Here is a 24,081-nt window from a genome sequence, read left to right on the forward strand (position 1 = left end):
ACTTAAGTTTTTTTATAGATCATAATACAGAATTAATTCTAGATAACTAAGTTTTTTAAGTTTTATGCTATAACGAAAAAACTTATATCAATATTATCTGTATTATTTATATATACTTAAACATAGCTGATATAGATTCTTCGTTACTAATACGACGAATTGCTTCCGCTAACATCTCGGACAGCGTTAACATACGCACATTAGGTAATGTTTTTATAGCCGCATTTAATGGAATAGTATCACAAACGATTACTTGATCAATAATAGAGTTATTAATGTTTTCATAGGCATTTCCTGAAAAGATTGGATGTGTAGCATAAGCGAATACCCGATTGGCACCGCGTTCTTTTAAAGCTTCAGCAGCCTTGTATAAGGTGCTACCAGTATCAATCATATCATCGATAAGAACACAATCGCGACCTGATACATCGCCTATAATATGCATAATCTCAGAAACGTTAGCACGTGGACGGCGTTTGTCAATAATCGCCATATCGGTATCATTAATTAGCTTAGCTATTGCACGTGCACGTACAATTCCACCGATATCAGGCGAAACAACAATCGGATTCTTTAAATCCTGTTGAAGGATATCTTCTATTAAAATGGCGCTACCAAACACATTATCCACTGGAATATCAAAGAATCCTTGGATCTGTTCAGTATGCAAGTCAACTGTTAGCACGTGATCAACACCAACGTTTGATAAAAAATCCGCTATAACTTTAGCAGTAATAGGAACTCGAGTAGAACGGACACGGCGATCCTGACGTGCATAACCAAAATAAGGGATAACAGCGGTAATACGACCAGCGGAAGCACGAAGTAGCGCATCTACCATAACTACTAGTTCCATAAGATTATCATTAGTGGGTTTGCAGGTAGACTGGATAATAAAAACATCACTACCGCGAACATTTTCGTTTATTTCTACACTGATCTCTCCGTCACTAAAACGACCAACGGTAATATTACCGAGACTGGTATGTAAACGGTTAGCAATACGTTCCGCCAATTCTGGGATGGCGTTTCCAGCAAAAAGCTTCATATCAGTCACGAAAATAACCTCGGTTTTCTTTAAAAGATATTATAAGTATATTATTGTTAGATAATTAATTTTTATATAATACATTCTATAACAGAAAAATGTAATATCTTGCATCAAATTTAATAACAAGCATTTTACCTATTAACTATAATTTATAGTTAAAATTAATATTATTTTAAATAGAAAAAATGAGATACTGTTTCTATTAATTTAATTAGTTTTAAATATCTATAAAAAGTAAAGGTAAACACTATTTTGTTATAAACTAACAAGTATATCGATAATAGGCAATACTACATTTAATCAATAGCATTATTAAATGTTAAACAATATAAATATGTTTATTTTATTTAGAAAATAGTACATTAGATTTAATCTTGTTATCAGAAATTTCTCCAATTAATATTTAATTCTAATATTTATTAAATATACTATAAGTATAGTAGTATTATACTATACCTAATAACATATAAAATAAAGTATTTTTATGATACACTAGTTATGCTTAATTTATCTAATGCTTAATTTATCCAATAAACAAATATGGATATCGACGATAGAAGCAATAATTAACATATCGTTATAAATTTATAAACTGAAATATATTTCGTGTATAATAAATGATAATCATTATTATATCGTCGGTTAACATATAAAAAATAGATCAAATTTATCTAGAATCAATACCTAATAAATCATTATAAATTCCATTTATCAATTCTCAATTTAATTTGAATATCACACTGATATAACTCTAAATTTGACGGTAATGCCGGATCAATATCATCATAATAACTTTTGTAAATAACAGTCCAGCATTGTCCATTATAATTATAATTTAAAGCATGTAGATATCCGTTGGAATCTAAGTCAAAATTAGTAGCATCGCCGGGCAAACCGAGCATCCACTGCCGCAAGTTAATAAGTGGAATAGATATACCAGATAGTTTCTGAATGATCATTTCCGCATCTTTTTCAGTATAGCATTTTCCATGATTGTCGATAAGTTTAGCTGAACCCGACTGAATATCTAAATTTATTTCTGTTTTGCCGAGTGGATTAGTTAGAATTAACTGGCAACGATCTGAGCTAATTTGTTTCCAATTAAAGCGAGCATAAATTTTTTTTTGATTGGAAAAATAGGCGAAAGCACCATGTGCCTGATAACAACTGAATGCAGAAAGCAATTTCTGGTGAAGTCGCCATTCTGACAATGTTTTTTTTTAGTATAACGGAAGGTATATGAACACTACAAGAGGCTAGTAGTAGACTAGAAAATAACAGAAAAACAGAATACTGCATAATTATGCTAAAGCATAACTTCATCTTCTTTTTTTCGAATAATTTCATTTTTACGCTAATAGCTCGTATCATTATAGTTAATTACTTTAATAGTTTAATTTAATATTTTTATAAGTTGTATTTTTAAAAGATAAAGAAAAGTAGTTTTACTTTTCTTAAACCCATCTATAAAACATAATATATAAAGATAATAATCATACAATGTTATACCATTCTATGATCTTAATCTAAGATATTTCTTGAATCTAGTATTAATTGAAAACACTGCTAATTCTTAGGAATTAGTTATTTTCTTAATTTTTAAATATACTAAATAGTTTGCTTGACAAATTCTAATTCATAAAATCTTTATTATTGTTCCTAATTATAATTTTATATAGCAATATTTTATTATTAAATAATAGACTAATTTTAAGAAAAGTATTAGTTTAAAAATGAAAAGATATCACAAAGTTTTTTATTGGTATCTAAGTGAAGATAAATTTATCAGCTATTTAAACATACGTTATTAAAAATCTAGAATTATTGATACATAGTGAACTGCAAACTTTCGTGTAATTAAAAGTTTTTATTGAGTATTACTGATAGTAAAATTTGTCAGTAGATCTAAAGCAATTTTGGTTAAAAACAGGCCAATACCAAAAATGAGATTGTTTTTTCATATAGCGTCGGTAATATTTTTTTAGTCTTTACATTCAAAGAACAGATTTTAAAATTTCTTTAATCATATACAGTACTACTAATAAATATAAGCGAAGCAATTGATCTAGATCTCACTGTTTATCTATTCAAATTTAGAATTAATTGCTTGATTATCACTAATTACATCTGCAATTAAGCATAAAAACTATCGGAATACACCAATGATAATATTATTAGTCTAATATTAATAAAATATTGGTTCAGTTAGTACTGAAATAGCATTTCATCAGCTTATATTATTTATTATATAATCCTATTTACACAATATCAAATCAAAGGTAAAAATTAATATAAGAACAAAAATAAAACCTTGATAGCATTAAGAATACATTTTGATATCTACCTTAATTTATCTTTGTTAATAAAAAAGAACATTATATGCTGCAATTTCATAGATAACAGCAATCGATTTGAGTTGACAGATATTAATTTATATACAATAGATGTACCTTCTGTATATTTTAAAAGTCTATCTCTTCGTAAATATTCCGTAATACTAGCACAAACTATTGTTATGTATGAGAATATATTCTGTTCTTAACTAAGAAACTAATCGGAATATTAAAGTGATGTATGATTACTATCTGAAGGCAGTATAGCCTATGGTAAAATTTTAAGCCCATTTATATTCGTACTGCACTTTAGTTTAACTCTAAGCAAAAGGTAAACTACTACATATGAAGTCTTCAATAATCACTAAATTAGAAATATTACAAAAGCGTCACAAAGAAGTTGAAGCTTTGCTTAGTGATCCTGATCTGATATCTGATCAGCTCCGTTTTCGCGTATTATCAAAAGAGTACGCACAGTTGTCTAATATCACTTGCTGTTTTCAACATTGGCAACAGGTAAAAGAAGATATAAACACTGCAGAATATTTGCTACAGTATCCAGAAATGCGTGATATGGCTCAAAAGGAGCTGTTGACATCCCGCACTAGTCTAGAACAACTTGAACAACAATTGCAGGTACTATTATTACCAAAGGATCCTGATGACGAACGTGGCTGTTTTTTAGAAATACGTGCCGGAACCGGTGGTGATGAAGCAGCGCTATTCGCAGGTGATCTATTTCGTATGTACAGTCGTTTTGCTGAAACCAAACGCTGGAAAGTAGAAATCATTAGTGTTAGTGATGCTGAACATGGCGGATTTAAAGAAATCATTGCTAAGATTTCTAATGAAGGAGTATACGGATTATTGAAATTTGAATCTGGTGGCCATCGCGTACAACGTGTACCAGAAACTGAATCTCAGGGTCGCATTCACACTTCTTCTTGTACTGTGGCAGTAATGCCAGAAATCCCAGAGTCGGAATTACCGGAAATCAACTCTAGTGATCTGCGTATTGATACATTCCGCTCTTCTGGTGCGGGTGGTCAACATGTTAATACTACTGACTCAGCTATTCGCATTACTCATCTTCCCAGTGGACTAGTAGTAGAATGCCAAGATGAACGCTCTCAACATAAGAATAAAGCAAGGGCCTTAGCAGTATTAGGTGCACGTTTACGTGCTGCTGAAATCCAACGTCGGCAGAAAAAAGAATCTTCCACGCGCCGTAATCTCCTTGGTAGCGGTGATCGATCCGATCGTATTAGAACTTATAATTTTCCCCAAGGACGAGTGACAGATCACCGCATCGGCTTGATACTTTATAGATTAGATGAAATTATCGAAGGCAAACTCGAGATGTTAATTCAACCTATTATACAGGAATATCAAACCGATCAACTTGCTACATTATCCGAGATACTTTAATGACCTGGAAACAATGGTTGGTTCATTCTGTTTTTCGGCTGAGTAGGTCTTATAGTCCTAGTGCAAAGCAAGATGCTGAAATTTTACTAGCACAAGTAACTAATACAACGCGTACTCATCTGTTAGCTTTCAGCGAAACTCCATTAACAAAAACAGAGCAAGCTAAGCTTGAAATACTATTATCTCGTCGGGAATGTGGTGAACCAATAGCTTATTTAATAGGTGAGCATGAATTCTGGTCTTTACCATTGCGTGTATCGACCGATACACTTATTCCACGTCCAGATACTGAATGCTTGGTTCAGCGTGCACTAGATCTTCTTTTACCAAGTTGTGCCAATGTTCTAGACTTAGGTACTGGTAGTGGCGCTATTGCACTTGCATTAGCCTCGGAGCGTCCTAAATGGCAGGTAACTGGCATTGATCGTCTACCAAACGTTGTAATGCTTGCCCGTAATAATGCTAAACGCCTTGGGTTAAAAAATATACAATTCTTAGAAGGTAATTGGTTTGAACCAATACAAACAAAACGTTATCATCTTATTGTAAGTAATCCACCTTATATTGAGATAAATGATCCTCATCTCATGCAAGGCGATGTGCGTTTTGAACCGCATAGCGCTTTGGTTTCAGGAGAGGATGGACTACAGGATCTATCGGCAATTTGCCGTGATGTTTTGGCATACTTAGAGCCAGATGGATGGCTTTTATTAGAGCACGGCTGGCGACAGGGGCAAGCTGTACGCGATTTAATCATGAATGCTGGTTTTATTCAAGTAGAAACAATACGTGATTATTGTAAAAATGAACGTATTAGTCAAGGGCTATATTCTCAACGAAGATATAATCAAAATTAATAAAAAAGAAACTATAATAAAAAGACTAAAGTAAGAATTTAATTCGATTGAATTTCTATTCATTTTATTAAAAAAATACTAACTAATAGTAATATTCTATAGAATTTTAGATTTAATTAAAAGGTAATAAATGAAACATTTAGTGATCAATATTAGCAATATAAAAATAGCAAACGATCTACCTTTCGTATTATTTGGTGGCATGAATGTACTAGAATCGCGCGATATAGCAATGCATATTTGTGAACATTATGTCACTTTTACGGAAAAATTAGGTATTCCCTATATATTTAAAGCCTCATTTGATAAAGCTAATCGTTCTTCTATTTGTTCTTATCGTGGCCCAGGCTTAGATGAGGGGATGAAGATTTTCATCGAGTTAAAAGAACAGTTTGGCATAAAAGTAATGACTGATGTGCACGAAATAGATCAAGCGAAAAATGTAGCGAAGGTAGTAGATATAATTCAATTACCAGCTTTTCTTGCCCGTCAAAGTGATCTTATAGAAGCTATGGCTCGTACTGGCGCAGTAATCAACGTAAAAAAACCACAGTTTATGAGTCCTAGTCAGGTCGGTAATATCGTCGATAAATTTCGTAAAGCTGGTAATCACAATGTAATTTTATGCGATCGTGGCAGTAATTTCGGATATGATAATCTAGTTGTTGATATGCTTGGATTTAATATAATGAAACAAGTTTCCGGTGGATCTCCGGTAATTTTTGATGTAACTCATGCTCTTCAGACTCGTGATCCATTTAGCTCCGTCTCCTCAGGACGTCGTGCACAAGTTAGCGAATTAGCTCGTGCAGGTATGGCAGTTGGTATCGCCGGTCTGTTTATCGAAGCACATCCAGACCCGGAAAATGCAAAATGCGACGGTCCTTCCGCTTTGCCGCTTATAAAGTTAGAATCCTTTTTGCACCAAATGAAGGCAATTGATGACTTAGTAAAATCTTTTTCTGAACTTGATACTGGTTAGTAACTATTTTAAAATAAAGCGGTATTAGCAATCTTTTTTAGTTACTGTGCTAAAAAACTTTGTGCATCACCTATTTAAAATAAAATGATAGCTCTAATAAAACAAACTAATAATAAATAGCGTTTTATTAAATATCCATCTAAGGATGGTATTGGTCTTTGACAATTTTATTAATTAGTACATCAAAAAAAGCTATAAATTACTTTAAATTATTAATATCGGATCAAATTTGGTAGATACTAATAAAGTAGTACTTAGTTATTTTTACTGGTAATTAGCTGATATTAATAATGATGTTTATTTAATATTTCTAATTACGTATTTAATGATAATTTTTCTATAAATTTTGATAACAACTTTATTTTTATCTATTAGCATTATTTCATATAGTTATAATTTATTTTTACTTATTTTAATTTATCAACTAATTTTTTTACAATAATAAATAGAACTTTATTCTAACGATCAGCTACGATTTTCATATTTTTGTTTGCTAAATTAATAAAGATGTACATTATGTTATTAAATATACGATTTTTAATATACTTATTGAGATATTTCACGATTTATTATCTTTAGTTTAATCGCTATTTATGATAATCTTTTTATCATTATTATATAAACTTTTATTTATTAAAAAGATGATTGTAAATACTTTTAATAGTAATTAATTGATTTTTATCTAGTATCTTATACACTTCTGCATTTTCGTATAATTAAATTATTATACTTATTACCATGTTTAATAGTATAACCGATAAAAATTAACTTTTCCATGAGATTATTAGATATACTACTAGTAATATGCTTGAGTTATTTTTGGCAGCATTATAGTGATAGCTGCTATCATGGAAAAGTTCTATTAATACATGATCTAGATTGATTTCCTAAATTTCGATGCTTTTGTATTTCCCATTTTGCATTACCTATTATTGATACTTCTAGTGAAAAATAGTCATTTTAACAAAAAAATCTGATTTTTCAAAATTACTGTAGACAGTAATTAATGTTAATAAGTTAGAAATTAAATCTATAGTCTAAAAAATTTGATATAATCAATTGAATTTAAAATTTTGAAAAGAACACGCTTCTTTTAGCTCATGGTTAATAACAACTAAGTTTTATTTTATTCGATAGATTATCTTCTGACTTAAAATAGACTTTTAAGAAAATTATTTATTAAATAATTTTATTTTTATTTGAAGTGTATTGATCACAGTTCGAAACATTTTTGCAACCCAAAGCTAAAATAGTTACAAATCGTCACTAAATATACGATCAGTCAAGTTTTTATAGCGAATGTATGGAAGTGATTTACCATACTAGTATATTAGCCATAATTTTATCTTCTCTGAGAATTTCATCGTTAGTGAACTTAGCTTTGTTATTTAAATATAAATATAGTAGAAAAATTTTTAAGCCAGATATTGTTCTAAAAATCATTGCCGATATTATTTTTATAGATGATAATATAGAAATTATTGGTATATTATCGTTACAGTAAAAAATTTTAGCTAATCCTAATTAAGGAGCAACCGCTGTTTAAAGTAAAGTGGCTAATCATCATAATCTATACCACCGGATTTGTAATATTTCCTATGCACAGCATTATTTAATAGAATAATAAAATATTAGATTAATATACTATATTGAATACTAAAAATAGTAAGGTGATGCACAATATCATTGTCTATAATTAATTAGATTATTATATTAATATACTAAATTATTTACTAAATTTAGATTTGATGATGTACAAGTCTGTTCTCTAATATCTGTATTTGTAAATACTAGTAATTTATATAGATTATCAATAATTATCATTATTGAGTTGTATTTGTTCTCTTTAAGTAGATATCACTTTCTGAATTATGCGCTTTTTTCTAAAATGTTAATTTTATCTTCTGTATTATTTATAAATCATTTTATGAATAATATTCAGTTTTATTTATTTGATAGCAGAGTTTATATGCATTGTTATTTTAAATTAATAGTCTAAGTTGTAAAAAAAACTACTCAGAGTAGATAAATTGCTATAAAATGCATCTTTAATATCTAAAATGTAAGAAAAAATTAACATCAATATAGATATTATCTATACTTTTTAAAAAGTATAATTATTGAATTATATTAATAATTAGATAAAAGATAATAACTAGAGAAGTAGTCATACTACTAATAGTAAAAAATTATATATAAAGATGAAAAGCATATTTATATCAATTTTAAAAACTCTAATTTCATTGTAAATGAAATTACTATTAAATTATAAATTTAAAAATACGAAAACTGATATGATTTATAATCATATTTTTATTTTCTATTAAAATAAAATTTTTTAAATATTAAAAACTTATAATAATAGTTATACTAAAAATAAAAAACTAATACTTAAAAAGTATTATTCATTTATAATAATACACAAATAAATAAAAATAATATTGATTAATAATGAAATATTTTATCTTTTCTCTCTTTTAGTAATTCCTTTTGTTTATAGCTATAGCATTTAGAATTATATTAACAGCGATTTGAAGAGGAATAATTAACTTGCTCTATATTATAGAATTTCAAAAGCAATTAAATTTTTGATAAGTATTTTATAAAAAAATAAGCTATCTCACGTTAACTACTATACTATACACTATATATAGTAACTGAACTAATTCAATAGCAATCAGATAGTTATACTATGACCTATAGTCATATTTTTAATATCGTTAAAATAACAAAAAATTTATTGATACATTTATTTTTAATATAAGAATTTTCGATATTATTAACTGTTTATAGAATATTGCTTGCTTATAAAACTACTAAAAATAGAAATTAATATCTGCACTAGAACTTAGCGTAAATATGAGTAAGTTAATTTTTAATTTTAAAAGCTGTTTTGATTTGCATAGATAAGTAAAAAGTCATAAAAATTAAATGCATTGATTAAGATTAATGAACACATCATTTTATCTGCCTAATTTAACAAATATCTTAAATTCATTAGGATTTTATAATAATTAAATTTATCTTTGTTTAATAAAAAGACGATGACGATTATTATTTTAAGGTTTAATTTTTTGTTAAAATTAAAGTTTTTCGAAAATAAAAAACGACAAGAAAAAATTAATTATTAAATAAATTTCACAAAAATTGGATCTTCGTCAATTTTATTAAATTTAAAAACCAAGTTAGTAAACTAGATACCTGAAAGTAATTTAATTAAAACTTATATATAATATATAAAGTAATTATTTAAGGAACAAATACGATTTTAATTTTAATTTTAATTTTTTAATTAACATTAAAACATAGATTTTATATTAAAAAATTTTTAAAATTTCAACATTGCTTTCATTCATTGAAATAATTCTTCAGATAATTAATATATATTTTATAAAAAGTAAGGAACTTTTGATAAAGCACATTACATATATGTTATATATTATATTATATATAACTAGAACAGTTAGAAGAGATAAACAGTGATATTTATATTATATATAGTCAAGTATATAAGCATAAATAATATACATTTTCCTATGTATTCTAATAATTATTAGAATATTGGATTATTTATATTTAAATTGTTCTTTAATTTTTTTAAACGTTAATATTGAAATTAAGTATGCTATTTAATTACTAAATTTAGATATAACCTACATCTAATAAAAGACTTATTAATTAATCAATAAAATTAATAAACTAGTTTTAATGATACAAGATTTTCATCTATTAATTACAAGAATGATACAAGATTTTCATCTATTAATTACAAGGTTGATAACCATCATAACGGTCAATTGATATATTAATATTATTAAATACAAACATTTTACTATCAATTGCATTCTCTAAATAACAAGTATAAAGTTATTACAGCATAGAAAAAATTTTTATAAAAATTAAGTGTAACTTACAATAGTTCAATCTTTTTCTAAAAACTAATCAGATTTTATCAAAAAAAATTGATATAATCAATATAAAACAATTCATACGTTAATGTTCTAGCAATAGTAGTAAGCTAACTTGTAGTATGGTTATAAAAACAAGACTAGAAAAATGAAGTTTAAAAACTAAGAATATTTTGGTATTGCTTTCCTAGCTAGAGTTTAATAGCAGCATAATAAACTTATTTAGTAACGTTTTGTATAAACGATAAAATTATGCTAATTATTAAGCATACTAAAATAACAATAACAAAACGATAGTGGTTGTAGAGTAATAAATAAAATTCACTTAACTTGATTCAAAAAATACTAGGATAGTTTCATTTAGTTTGTAAAAAATAAAAAATAATAGCAATCTCCGAATACCTTAAATAAGCATAAAATATACTAAGATATCTTATTATTTCCGTTTGTATTATAGTATCTAGTATTTATAGGTGAATATTTTATTTCTATAAAAAACTGATCATAATGAAAGTTTTTTACTAGTCGCCGATTACTTGATATACTAAAAGTAATATATAGGCAATATCAGTATATTTAGCAAGCAAAATTCTTATCAAGAATAGTATATCTTATCGATAATGATATCACACTTTAATACTATTCACCTCTAGATCAATGCAATAGTGATAATATAGATTACATATTAAGTATACTTATGTCAATTTAAGATTATCATAATTTTATTATAGTGGTATAGGATTTGAAATATCTTGTTTAACTAAGAGTTTCAGTTTATGATTTTGTTGATCACGGTTTTTTATTGTTCTCTTACTGAGAAGCTCTTTCTATATGTAATTAAAATAATTTTCGGTCTTTTAGTGTCTTTTTCAAAGAATAATATTTTTAGTTTGTGTATAATTTTATAAGCACTAATATATCGGAATTTATTAAATATATAAAAATTGAATTTAACATCTACTACTTCAGATGTTTTAAAAAATCTAAAGATAATTTATTACTTATTAGGCTACTAAGTATTAATATCAGGTGCTATATCATATTGAGATGTAATAACTTGTTAAATTATTTTATTTATACAAAATATTTCTTGATTTAAAATACTTAAATTCTAGTCTTGATGTTCAATTCATGATCATCGTTAACATAACGAGTTCTTGAGATAGCTAAATAAAAGAAAGATGAAACGTAAATAATCTTTCGTATGAATTAGCATTGAAATTTAAGGAAATCCTAATGCCAGTTATAACTCTTTCTGATGGCAGTAAACATCAGTTTGCCAATCCTATTTCTCCACTTGATATTGCCTACAATATCAGTCCTAATCTGGCAAAAGCCTGTATTGCTGGTCGCGTTAATGGGAAAATAGTGGATGCCGTTGATATCATTGATTACGATGCTCAGCTTACCATTATTACTGCTCAAGATGAAACTGGGTTGGAAATTATTCGACATTCCTGTGTCCACTTAGTTGGGCATGCTATTAAACAACTTTGGCCAAAAACTAAAATGGCTATCGATCTAGTTACTGACAAAGGCTTCTATTATGATATCGACCTCGCTTATACCTTGACGAAGTATGATCTCAATCTACTAGAAAAGAAAATGCATGAATTAGCTGAAAAAAACTATGAGATCATTAAAAAGAAAGTTAACTGGAAGCAAGCTCGAGATATCTTTATAACACGCGGTGAAGATTATAAAGTTGCTATATTAGACGAAAATATTTGCTGTGATGATCATCTTAAACTTTGTTATCATGAAGAATATATCGATATATGTCGCAATCCACATGTTCCCAATACACGCTTTTGTTACTACTTTGCCTTACAAAAAATATCCGGCGCTTACTGGCGCGGTGACAGAAAAAATAAAATGCTACAGCGTATTCATGGCACCGCTTGGGGTAATAAAAAGCAACTCGATACTTACCTGAAATATCTGGAAGAGGCATCAGAGCGCGATCATCGTAAAATTGGTAAGAAACTTGACTTATATCATATGCAAGAAGAAGCTCCTGGTATGATATTTTGGCACAATAATGGTTGGACTCTTTTCCGAGAATTAAAAAATTTTGTGCGTATTAAGCTAAAAGCTTATCAATATCAAGAAGTCAAAGGACCGTTAATGACAGATAAGGTTCTTTGGGAGAAAACTGGACACTGGGATAATTACGCTGAGCACATGTTTACTACATTATCGGAAAACCGGGAATATTGCATTAAACCAATGAATTGTCCAGGCCATGTACAGATTTTCAATCAAGGTTTAAAATCTTATCGCGATCTGCCACTACGAATAGCCGAATTTGGTAGTTGCCACCGTAATGAACCATCAGGTTCATTACATGGATTAATGCGAGTTCGCGGCTTTACTCAAGACGATGCTCATATCTTTTGTACCGAAAATCAAGTATGTGATGAAGTAAAAAATTGTATTAAAATGGTATATGATGTATATAGTGTATTTGGATTCAGGAAAATTCTAGTCAAACTATCTACCCGTCCTGAAAAACGAATTGGAAGCGATGAGGCCTGGGATCGAGCAGAACAAGATCTAGTTGCTTCACTAGAAGGTATTGCTTTTGAATACCAACTTGGCAAAGGTGCTTTTTATGGTCCTAAAATTGAATTTACACTTTTTGATTGCCTAGATCGAGCTTGGCAATGTGGAACGGTGCAACTTGATTTATCGCTACCTAGTCGTTTAAATGCTTCTTATATTGGGGAACATAATGAACGTTTAATACCTGTTATGATTCATCGTGCTATTCTAGGTTCAATGGAACGTTTTATTGCCATTCTAGCAGAAGAATATGCAGGTTTTTTTCCAACTTGGTTAGCACCGATACAAATCGTCGTGATGAGTATTACTGATTATCAGTCAGAATATATTTTAAAATTGACAGAAAAACTGTCTGCAGCAAATATTCGGGTAAAAACAGACTTGAGAAATGAAAAAATAAGTTTTAAAATCCGAGAACATACTTTACATCGAGTACCTTACATGCTTATCTGTGGAGATAAAGAACTAAAAACAAACACAATTTCTGTGCGTACATATCGAGGAAAAAACTTAGAAAATATTAATATTAATAAGTTTATTACTAAGCTAAAATATGAAATTAATAGCTGTAGTCTTCATCAATTGGAGGAATAAAGTATTAAAGTTGGAAAACGAATTCAACCAGCGCGTCTCAATCGCATTAACCGAGAAATCCGTGCTACAGATGTTCGTCTAATGGACATCAATGGTGAACAGATTGGCATTGTTAATTTGAATGAAGCGCTTAAAAAATCTGAGGAAGCTGGTGTTGACTTAGTTGAAATTAATTCTAATGCCGAGCCACCAATTTGCCGAATTATGGATTACGGCAAATTCCTTTATGAGAAAAGCAAATCTAACAAAGAACAGAAGAAGAAACAGAAAATTATTCAGGTTAAGGAAATTAAATTCCGACCTAGTACCGATAAAAATGATTATCAGGTAAAACTACGTAACCTAATTCGTTTTCTTGAGGATGGCGACAAAGTTAAAATCACGCTTCGGTTCCGTGGGCGTGAAATGGTACATCAACAAATTGGTATTGAAGTGCTTAATCGTGTTCGTGATGACTTAAGTGAGCTTGCAGTAGTGGAATACTTTCCCTCTAAAATTGAAGGTCGACAAATGATCATGGTGCTCGCACCTAAAAAGAAATAGTAAGGTTTAAAAAATAAGATGTCGCTTCGTTATCGCTTTCACCTCACTGATTAGTGTTATTAATAATGCAGAGTAGGTATAAATTCATGCCAAAAATAAAGGCGGTACGAGGTGCCGCAAAGCGCTTTAAAAAAACAGCTTCTGGCGGTTTCAAACATAAACGTGCTTATTTACGTCATATTCTAACTAAAAAATCCACTAAGCGTAAGCGTCATCTACGACCAAAATCTATGGTTTCTAAAGGAGGATTAAATTTAGTTGTACGTTGTTTGCCTTATGCATAAGCATTATTTTTTAATTAATTTATTAATTTAATAAGATTTTTAGGAGAAAGCATATGGCTCGCGTAAAACGCGGTGTATTAGCACATGCACGTCACAAAAAAATTTTGAAACAGGCTAAAGGTTACTATGGTGCTCGTTCTCGCGTTTACCGTGTTGCCTTTCAATCTGTTATTAAAGCAGGTCAGTACGCTTATCGTGATCGTCGTCAAAAGAAACGTTATTTCCGTCAACTATGGATTACACGTATTAACGCTGCAGCTCGTCAGAACGGTATTTCTTATAATCAATTCATCCATGGTATAAAAAAAGCTTCTATTAAGATTGACCGTAAAATCTTGGCAGATATCGCTGTATTTAAAAAAGTAGCTTTTTCTGCTCTGGTTAATAAGGCAAAGAGGACCCTAGTATAAACTGATTAAAAAAGAGAGATCAGCTCTTCTTTTTTGTATTAACATTACGCACGATTTTAACTTATTGAAGCAAAGTATTAATCATATATTGAAAATATGAATTCTGATATTTTATTTTTTCTTTTACTTTATTATCTATTTTTATCTTTAGCATAAATTATATTAAATCAATAAATAAAATAACGCTAACACCATTATAGAATAAGAGGGTTTTATTTTTGATCATAAGGATGAATACTTTCTGTTCTATTTAATCAAATAGTCTCTTACTTATTTATGATTAAATCATCTATCTATGGCGAAAAAAAGGAAAGCAATGCTACATCTCGCAGATTTGCTTATGCAAGCTAAAGCAGATATCGAACAGTCAAAAGATACAGAGGAATTAGAATTAGTTAGAGTTAAATATTTAGGAAAAAAAGGGTATTTTAGCCAGAAAATCTTAGAAATGAGAAACCTAGAACCAGATGAATGGCCTACTGTAGGTACAGTAATTAATCAGACTAAACAGGATATACAGAAAGCTTTCGCCAAGCAAAAGATGATATTAGAATGTGCAGCGCTAAAATCGCAGTTAGAAACTGAAATAATAGATATTTCTCTACCGGGACGCCGAATGGAAAACGGCGGTCTTCATCCAATATCTCATACTATCGCACATATTGAAGATTTTTTCGGTAAGTTAGGCTTTTCAGTAGTCACTGGGTTAGAAATCGAAGATGACTACCATAATTTTGATGCTTTAAATATTCCTGCTTATCATGCTGCACGCACCGATCATGATACCTTCTGGCTTGATGCTACCCGTCTTTTGCGTACGCAAACTTCTAGTGTACAGATTCGCATTATGAAGACAAAACAACCGCCTATTCGCATTATTTCATCTGGACGAGTATACCGTAATGATTGCGATCAGACTCATACACCGATGTTCCATCAAATAGAAGGGTTGATTGTTGATACTAATATTAGTTTCGCTAATCTAAAAGGAATACAGCATGATTTTCTGAACTATTTTTTTAAAAAAGATCTACAGATCCGTTTCCGGCCATCTTATTTTCCATTTACTGAACCGTCCGCTGAAATGGATGTAATGGGAGAAAACGGCCATTGGTTAGAAGTACTTGGCTGTGGCATGCTACATCCAAATATTTTATACAATGCTGGAATTGATTCGGAAATTTATTCCGGCTTTGCTTTTGGTATAGGTATAGAGCGATTAACAATGCTACGTTATGGTATTACAGATTTGCGTGCATTTTTTGAAAATGATCTTCGTTTTCTTAAACAATTTAAATAGGTTCAGGATTAACACATGAAATTCAGTGAATTTTGGCTGCGTGAATGGGTGAATCTGGAAATCAATAGCGAATTACTAGTAAATCAAATTACTATGTTTGGCCTAGAAGTAGATTATGTAGAACCAGTCGCCGGTGAGTTTAGTGGTATAGTAGTTGGTCGGATAGTCGAATGTCGACAACATCCTAATGTCAATAAACTATGCATTGTTAAGGTAGATATTGGTAGCGATCGGTTATTAGATATTATCTGCGATGCACTTAACTGTCATGTTGATCTACTGGTAGCAGTAGCAATAACTGATGCTATTCTGCCAAACGGTTTCAAAGTAAAAGTTACTAAACTACACGGCGAGCTATCAGAAGGTATGCTTTGCTCATTCTCCGAATTAGGAATCATTAATAATCATGATGGTATCATTGAACTACCTGATGAAGCTCCTATTGGAAAAAATATTCGCGATTATTTACATCTCGACGATAAAATAATTAATATCAATGTAACACCAAATCGATCCGATTGTTTAGGTTTATTAGGAATCGCTCGCGATGTAGCAGCAAAAAATCGACTACCATTAAATATGCCGGTTATCGAGACAGTTATACCTAAAATTAACGATGTAATACCTATCCGAGTTGATGAATACGAAGCATGTATACGTTATTTTAGTAGAATAATAAATAATATTAATGTTAACGCTGTTACGCCGCTATGGATGAAGGAAAAATTGCGGCGCTGTGGAATACGTTCAGTAGATGTTATTGTGGATATCAGTAATTATATACTACTAGAATTAGGACAGCCGATATGCGTCTTTGATCGCGAAAATATTAAAGGTGGTATTATAATACGTTATGCTAAACATAGTGAAACACTAACTCTGCTCGATGGTAGTATCGTAATGCTTTCACCTGATACGCTAGTAATTTCAGATTATTCTAAAATACTAGCAATAGCTGGTATTTTAAATGATTCTTTATCTAAAATTAGCTCAACCACCCGAGATATAGTATTAGAATGTGCGTGTTTTAATCCATTAGCTATTACTGGTCAAGCTCGTCGTTATGGATTACATAATGATGCATCACATCGATATGAACATGGTGTAGACCCAGAATTGCAATCTCGTGCTATAGAACGAGTGACCACATTGCTACTAGATATTTGCGGCGGTCAGCCTGGTCCAGTTATCGATGCGACATCTAAATTAACTCAAATTAAACCAATTATAATTACTCTTCGCCGTAAAATGTTGGATCGTTTGATTGGTTATTTTATCCCAGATAAAGATATAAGCGATATTTTAATTCGTTTGGGTTTTCAGATTAGTCAAACTACAGAGGGATGGCAAGTTATAGCACCGAGCTGGCGTTTTGATATAGCTATCGAAGCAGATTTAATAGAAGAAGTCGCTCGAATGTATGGCTATGAAGCGATTCCCAATATGCCCGTATGTGCTAACCTAGTAATACCATACTGTCGTGAAGTAACAACACCTTTATCACGAGTAAAAACATTACTAGTAGATCGTGGTTATCAAGAAGCAATTACTTATAGTTTTGTTGATCCTAAAATACAAGCACTACTGCATCCTCAACAAGCATCTCTAATCTTACCTAGACCGATTTCTCAAAATATGTCTAATATGCGTTTATCACTCTGGACCGGTCTTATTAGCACAGCGGTTTATAATCAAAATCGACAGCAGCAACGAGTTCGCTTATTTGAGAGTGGATTGTGTTTTATTCCTGATAACAAAGCTGATCTTGGAGTTCGTCAAGATCTTATGCTATCCGGGCTAATTTCTGGTCCACTGTTTGATGAAAATTGGGATCAGCCACGCCAACTGGTAGATTTTTATGATGCCAAAGGTGATCTTGAAGCAATACTTGAGCTTACTGGAAAATTAAACAATATTGAGTTTAGAGTACAATCGCATCCTGCTCTACATCCAGGAAAAAGCGCTGCAATTTATCTTAATAATGAATTTATTGGGTTTATTGGTGTTATTCATCCCTATATTAAATCAAAATTAAATTTAAATAGTTGCATGCTAGTATTCGAACTACTTTGGGAAAAAATAGCTGAACGTAAAATACCTAAAGTGAATCACGTTTCTCGTTTTCCCGCTAATCGTAGGGATATCGCTGTAGTAGTATCTGATAATGTAGCTGCAGCAGATGTTATTATAGAGTGTAAAAAAGCTATTAAAAATCATTTAGTTATTGTAAACTTATTTGACGTGTATCGAGGTAGGGGGATAGAAAAAGGTTTTAAAAGTTTAGCTATTAGCCTAATTTTACAAGATATAACTCATACACTGAAAGAAGAGGAAATCTCCATGATTGTTGCGAAATGTATAGCGGCACTAAAACAGAAATTTAAAGCATCTTTGAGGGATTAAGTTTATGGCTCTTACTAAAGCTAAAATGTCAGAATATTTATTTAAAAAACTTGAACTGAATAAACAGAACTCTAAAGAAATTGTAGAACTATTTTTTAAAGAAATAAGTCTAGCTTTGGAAGGTAAAGAACAAGTAAAAATATCAGGATTCGGTAATTTTAATTTGCGTAATAAAAATCAGAGACTAGGACGCAATCCAAAAACTGGTGAAAATATTCCTATTACCGCACGTCGGGTAGTAACATTTCATCCAGGACAGAAGCTGAAAAGTCGTGTAGAGACTACTTTACAGAAAGTAGTAGAGTAGTCTAAAAAACTTGTATCATTTTTATTTCCTTATTCTTCTTTTAATTAAAGAACACAAAATTTTTTATTTTAAAAAACTTATAAGAAAAAGGGATAGCATTATTTTATTACTAAAATACTCATTGAAGAAGGTTTATAGACAATTTTAGTTACAAATATGCTAAAAGAAGGGCTTTTCATATTATCATGCATATTATTAATTTTAAGCAGAGATTAAAATAAGCGGTCTTAATCATCATACCTATTTGCTAGCTTAAAGAAATAATAATGAAAAATATACCAAACTAAGATCAATTTTAAATTCATAAACTGATATGTAGCTAATAGCATACTATATGCTAGATTATCATGTAATATATAAGGAAATCTATATGAAATATTATAAATATTAATAATGGTAGGCATATTTGATATGCATTAGTATTAAATATAGAAAATTCACTAAATTCATCGTAAGATAGTAATTAGTTACTATCTATTATATAGATAGACGTCAACAATCCTGATTATCGAATATAGGTGTATATTTACATGCTATTAAAATTAAATTATCAGATATAAAGATTTTATAGCATAAAATTTCTGATATAATCAATTACTACAATAATAAAAAGTTACGCTTCTAATCGATAGATGTCATATTGACATAGTTTTTTCTGAGAAAAGTTATTGTTTATTTCTTTTATTTCAATTATCATAATAAATATTGTAATAGAAAAATAAAAATATTACTTTATTTTTCTATTATAGTAAAGAAAATGTACAAAGAAAGCTTGTTAAGCAAAAATCTGAAATATTTGAAATATCTAAAATAGTATAAAATGATCTGCAGGTAATTCAGCTATAAAAGCTTTTTCAGTTTTAATTCATTGTTATTAAAACAATCTCCTGATTATTTAATAACTTATTTATCATATTAAATAATATTTAAAAAATCTTTCTATTCTATATTCAGATTTTAAGTTTCTGCAAGAAAATTTTAATAATTGAAATAAAACTATATCTTTGATATTATTGATGTGTATAATAAACTCGATATAGAACAAGATAAATAACCTGAAATAATATATTGATATTATTTCAGGTTATTTTAGCAATAAAAACTATCGATCGATAGAGACGGAATATCTTTACCTTATAAAATATAAAAATCACAGTGGTTATTTAATTTATAAGGTTTATTTTATTAGTAATAATATTTCCTAGATCTAAAAATAGTAATCTAGTAATCGCCAGGAGACTGATATAATACCAGATTTAATAATCAGCTTATTATTCTAAAAGTTATTAGAAGAATATTGTCTATAACCGTTACACTTAATAACTCTATAACAATAATATAACTACTAGGATGGTACCATCTATCTCGATAAAGCTAGATTATAGCTAGATCAGAACTGGCAAAATAATCTAATTTGGCAATTTATAATATAAATATAATCAATATTATTATAGTTACTAATAATAATATTATAGATTACTAGTCTAATACAACCAAGTAAAAACTAGATGATAACAGTTAACACTACACTCGATACGATTATTTGAATGACTTTTATTGCAAAAAGATCAACGTTTCAGCGTATTTTAAACTCAGACGAATAATAAAAATGCGGAAATGCCATTCTTACAAGCTCACTATGAAAATATAGTAAAAATAACAAATAAAATCATCAATACGAATTTGTAGTATTAGAATAAAAATCTTGCCAATATATATAGCTGGCTTTTTCTCATTGTCAACGAACTATCTTCGTAAGCTAACAGATTATTAGATGTTGTATAATTTATATCTACCATAGATATATTCTCAATCTAGGTAAAAAATAATAAGATAAATCTATTTGTATCGTCCAAATAAATACTAAGAGTACTAATATCGATAATACTACTTAAATTAATATGGAACTATAACCACTACTGTCAACAAGCTCTGTTTTCAGAACAAGTTCTATATTCATTATAAGTAATGATCAGGTTGCTATTATTGATGCTTATAAAAACCTAGAATAAAAGATTTTAATACTAAGAAGTAGATAAAAGCTATAAACACAATAAATATCATACTAAATAATATTATAGGCAAATTCCAAATTGGATATTAAAAATTTATAAAATAGCTTCTCCAAAAAAATTGGATTATCCACGATATAATAATCACTTATCTTTTAAATGATAATTTAAATTTTATTTAAAAACAAATAAAAGTTTTATTACATTAAAATGATATTTTTATTAAAAATAAAAAATTAGTTTATTAGTATCTAACTATACCAAAATTTTAACAATATATAATTAACTGTAATAAAAATTTTTAAGATCTAAAACAAACAATTATTAAATAAGAAACTAATGAGTATTACTAATGAGTATTAGTTACATTATTTTAGAAAAATAATTTATTATTTAATTGATATAATCTACTATATAGATAGTAGATTAAAGATAACAATTGTATTCATTTTTAATGATCTTGATGAAGTTATCAGTATAGTAAAGGTTTATCAGATCTTTTAAATACTAAAAATTCATATTAATTCTAATAAGAAAGATTTAAAATTTAAAATTTTATAGTTAAAGTTTAGAAGACTACTAATAATTAAGTAGAAAATATATCTAAAAACTATAAATCTATTCATATTACTCTGATATATTGAATAATAAAATATGATTTTACATAATCTTTAATAAGATTTAATAGAAATCATAAAAACTCTGCATAAATCTATTTTATTTTTAAGCAAAAGCACATTAATTATATGTTTAGCCATAAATCATGAATCACTGAATTCTTTAGTAAGAAAAAGATCTTAAAAGATTAAATGATAGATTTATTTATGATATTATTTAAATGTAAAATAGAATAAAATCTTTTTGTTAGAAATTTTTATAAAAATTATTATTAATACAATAGAGTTTATTGTAATTGTAATAATTATTAAAGCTATTTGGATAATAATTGGCTAAAGTTTAGCTATAATTATAATTATTTTAATTTAAATAGTATAATTATATGTTTATTTTTTCGTATTTATAATTTTTCCTTTTTAGTTATTTCTAGTACACGATCTGCATTCTTATTAATTTCAAGGTTAAAAAATATAATTTTAACATAAATGAATTATTCCATAAATTAGTTTATGAAATTATGAGGTAAACTTAGTGAAAGTAGATCATAATAAGGTTGAGATTTTTTCTCTTGATAAGAAAATCTGGCGCGGCTTGACAATAACTGATTCCGCTGCTCGTCAAATTAGGTATCTGTTAAAAAACGAGCCTACTATGCTAGGATTACGACTCAACGTAAAACAGTCTGGCTGTGCTGGATTTAGTTATATATTAGATAAAGTCACAAAAACAAATGACAATGATCAGATCTATGAACATGAAGGTGCTCGGCTATATGTACCACTAAAAGCAATGCCATTTATTGATGGAACAGAACTAGATTACGTACAAGAAGGGTTAAATTATTTATTTAAATTTAAAAATCCCAAAGCTAAGTATGCTTGCGGATGTGGCGAAAGTTTTTCGCCATTGAGTGATTAATGATCATGACAAAAAATAATATTGATATCCACGATGCGATTAACGCAATACAGTTTTGTGTAAAGAAGAATCGTTATAAAGAAGGCTTTTTTACTCCATTAGCCACCGAAGAACTAGAAAATGGTATCAATGAAGATACAATTCGCACTATTTCAGCTAAACGTAATGAGCCAGACTGGATGTTAGAGTTTCGTCTAAACGCCTATCGTGCTTGGCTTAAAATGGATGAACCACATTGGTTAAAAGCCAAGTACAAGCCGCTTAATTATAATGATTATAGTTACTATTCAGCACCATTTTGTGGTGCTTATCGTGATGATTTTAGTTCAAAACCAAGTACAATACAACAATCTAAAATTGTAGAAGAAAAAAATTACCTCACTAAGGAGGTTGAGCAAGCCTTTAATCAACTTGGTATACCAGTACGTGAAGGAAACGAAGTTGCAGTCGATGCAATTTTTGATTCAGTATCTGTTTCTACTACCTATCGTAGTAAGTTAGCAGAACAGGGTATTGTATTCTGCTCCTTCAATGAAGCTATCCATAATTATCCTGAACTGGTTCGCCAGTATTTAGGTAGTGTAGTACCCGCTAACGATAACTTCTTTGCTGCACTTAACTCAGCAGTTGCCTCCGATGGGACATTTGTTTATATACCGAAAGGTGTGCGTTGTACAATGGAGTTGTCAACATATTTCCGTATTAACTCTGCTAAAACTGGTCAGTTCGAACGGACTATTTTGATCGCTGATGAAGGTAGTTATGTCAGCTATATTGAAGGTTGTTCAGCACCGGTACGTGATAGCTATCAACTTCACGCGGCAGTAGTAGAAGTTATTATATTAAAAGACGCAGAAGTAAAGTATTTCACGGTACAAAACTGGTTTTCTGGTAGTGAATTAGAGGGTGGTATTCTTAATTTTGTTACTAAGCGTGCACTATGTTTGGGTCAAAACGCTAAAATGTCTTGGACGCAGTCCGAAATTGGTTCAGCTATCACTTGGAAATATCCGAGTATAATTTTATATGGTGATAATTCGATAGGAGAATTTTTTTCGATCGCACTAACTAATGGTTTTCAGCAAGCTGATACTGGTACTAAGATGATCCATATTGGAAAAAATACCCGTTCGACTATCATCTCAAAGGGAATATCAACCGGTCAAAGTGAAAATACCTATCGTGGGCTCGTAAAAATTATGCCAACTGCTACTAATGCACGTAATTTTACCCAGTGTGACTCCATACTTATCGGTAGTGAATGTGGTGCACATACATTTCCTTATGTAGAAGCAAGTAATAATACCGCGCAGTTAGAACACGAAGCAACAACCTCGCGTATTGGTGAAAATCAGTTATTTTATTGTCGCCAGCGCGGGATTAGTGAAGATGATGCAATTTCGATGATTGTCAACGGTTTTTGTAGGGATGTATTTTCCCGATTTCCGCTGGAATTTGCAGTAGAAGCGCAAAAACTGATAGCTATGAGTCTTGAATATAATCTGAACTAAGGCTGCGCTACTATATTTCTGCCTTGAGCGACTCATAAGTCGTGTAAAGGAAAAAAA

The 24,081-nt window shown here is 29.5% G+C and carries 14 protein-coding genes; 12 read left to right on the forward strand and 2 right to left on the reverse strand.

The features are described from left to right. Nucleotides 1-106 precede the first annotated feature (106 nt). Nucleotides 107-1,057 (reverse strand): ribose-phosphate pyrophosphokinase, encoded by a 951-nt coding sequence (locus FVIR_RS00515; RefSeq protein ID WP_158648150.1) that lies wholly within the window; start codon nt 1,055-1,057, stop codon nt 107-109. Nucleotides 1,058-1,746: 689 nt separating this feature from the next. Next, nucleotides 1,747-2,262, reverse strand: a complete 516-nt coding sequence (lolB, locus tag FVIR_RS00520) for a lipoprotein insertase outer membrane protein LolB (RefSeq protein ID WP_231908314.1) — start codon at nt 2,260-2,262, stop codon at nt 1,747-1,749. 1,467 nt (nt 2,263-3,729) lie between these two features. On the opposite strand from lolB, the gene prfA reads away from it, so the two are divergent. The 12 genes from prfA to sufB all read left to right on the forward strand — a co-directional run bounded on the left by prfA (nt 3,730) and on the right by sufB (nt 24,024). Further along, nucleotides 3,730-4,812 (forward strand): peptide chain release factor 1, encoded by a 1,083-nt coding sequence (prfA, locus tag FVIR_RS00525; RefSeq protein WP_067497561.1) that lies wholly within the window; start codon nt 3,730-3,732, stop codon nt 4,810-4,812. Then, the gene (gene prmC, locus FVIR_RS00530) at nt 4,812-5,669 is read left to right on the forward strand and encodes a peptide chain release factor N(5)-glutamine methyltransferase (protein WP_067497564.1); all 858 of its coding nucleotides are present in this window, start codon (nt 4,812-4,814) and stop codon (nt 5,667-5,669) included. Before prfA ends, prmC begins: the two co-directional genes overlap by 1 nt. 130 nt (nt 5,670-5,799) lie before the next feature. After that, nucleotides 5,800-6,651, forward strand: coding sequence for a 3-deoxy-8-phosphooctulonate synthase (gene kdsA / locus FVIR_RS00535; protein ID WP_067497567.1), 852 nt, complete (start codon nt 5,800-5,802; stop codon nt 6,649-6,651). A 5,144-nt stretch (nt 6,652-11,795) separates the two neighbouring features. Beyond that, nucleotides 11,796-13,718: a threonine--tRNA ligase gene (gene thrS, locus FVIR_RS00540; protein ID WP_067497570.1), complete on the forward strand. Its 1,923-nt coding sequence runs from the start codon at nt 11,796-11,798 to the stop codon at nt 13,716-13,718. Nucleotides 13,719-13,721: 3 nt separating this feature from the next. Further along, complete coding sequence (gene infC, locus FVIR_RS00545; protein WP_067497573.1) at nt 13,722-14,261, forward strand: translation initiation factor IF-3; 540 nt, start codon at nt 13,722-13,724, stop codon at nt 14,259-14,261. 86 nt (nt 14,262-14,347) lie between these two features. Next, the gene (rpmI, locus tag FVIR_RS00550; RefSeq protein ID WP_067497576.1) at nt 14,348-14,545 is read left to right on the forward strand and encodes a 50S ribosomal protein L35; all 198 of its coding nucleotides are present in this window, start codon (nt 14,348-14,350) and stop codon (nt 14,543-14,545) included. 53 nt (nt 14,546-14,598) lie between these two features. Continuing rightward, complete coding sequence (gene rplT, locus FVIR_RS00555) at nt 14,599-14,955, forward strand: 50S ribosomal protein L20 (protein ID WP_067497580.1); 357 nt, start codon at nt 14,599-14,601, stop codon at nt 14,953-14,955. 316 nt (nt 14,956-15,271) lie between these two features. Beyond that, complete coding sequence (gene pheS / locus FVIR_RS00560; RefSeq protein WP_067497583.1) at nt 15,272-16,255, forward strand: phenylalanine--tRNA ligase subunit alpha; 984 nt, start codon at nt 15,272-15,274, stop codon at nt 16,253-16,255. Nucleotides 16,256-16,270: 15 nt separating this feature from the next. Continuing rightward, nucleotides 16,271-18,658 carry a phenylalanine--tRNA ligase subunit beta gene (pheT, locus tag FVIR_RS00565; protein WP_067497586.1) on the forward strand — a complete coding sequence of 796 codons (2,388 nt, stop codon included), beginning with the start codon at nt 16,271-16,273 and terminating at the stop codon, nt 18,656-18,658. 4 nt (nt 18,659-18,662) lie between these two features. After that, nucleotides 18,663-18,965 (forward strand): integration host factor subunit alpha, encoded by a 303-nt coding sequence (gene ihfA / locus FVIR_RS00570; RefSeq protein WP_067497589.1) that lies wholly within the window; start codon nt 18,663-18,665, stop codon nt 18,963-18,965. A gap of 3,161 nt (nt 18,966-22,126) precedes the next feature. Beyond that, on the forward strand, nt 22,127-22,513 hold the full coding sequence (gene sufA / locus FVIR_RS00575) for a Fe-S cluster assembly scaffold SufA (RefSeq protein WP_067497592.1): 387 nt from the start codon (nt 22,127-22,129) through the stop codon (nt 22,511-22,513). 5 nt (nt 22,514-22,518) lie between these two features. Then, on the forward strand, nt 22,519-24,024 hold the full coding sequence (sufB, locus tag FVIR_RS00580; RefSeq protein ID WP_067498622.1) for a Fe-S cluster assembly protein SufB: 1,506 nt from the start codon (nt 22,519-22,521) through the stop codon (nt 24,022-24,024). Nucleotides 24,025-24,081 lie beyond the last annotated feature (57 nt).

Source organism: Candidatus Gullanella endobia (assembly GCF_900048035.1).
Classification (GTDB): Bacteria; Pseudomonadota; Gammaproteobacteria; order Enterobacterales; family Enterobacteriaceae; genus Gullanella; species Gullanella endobia.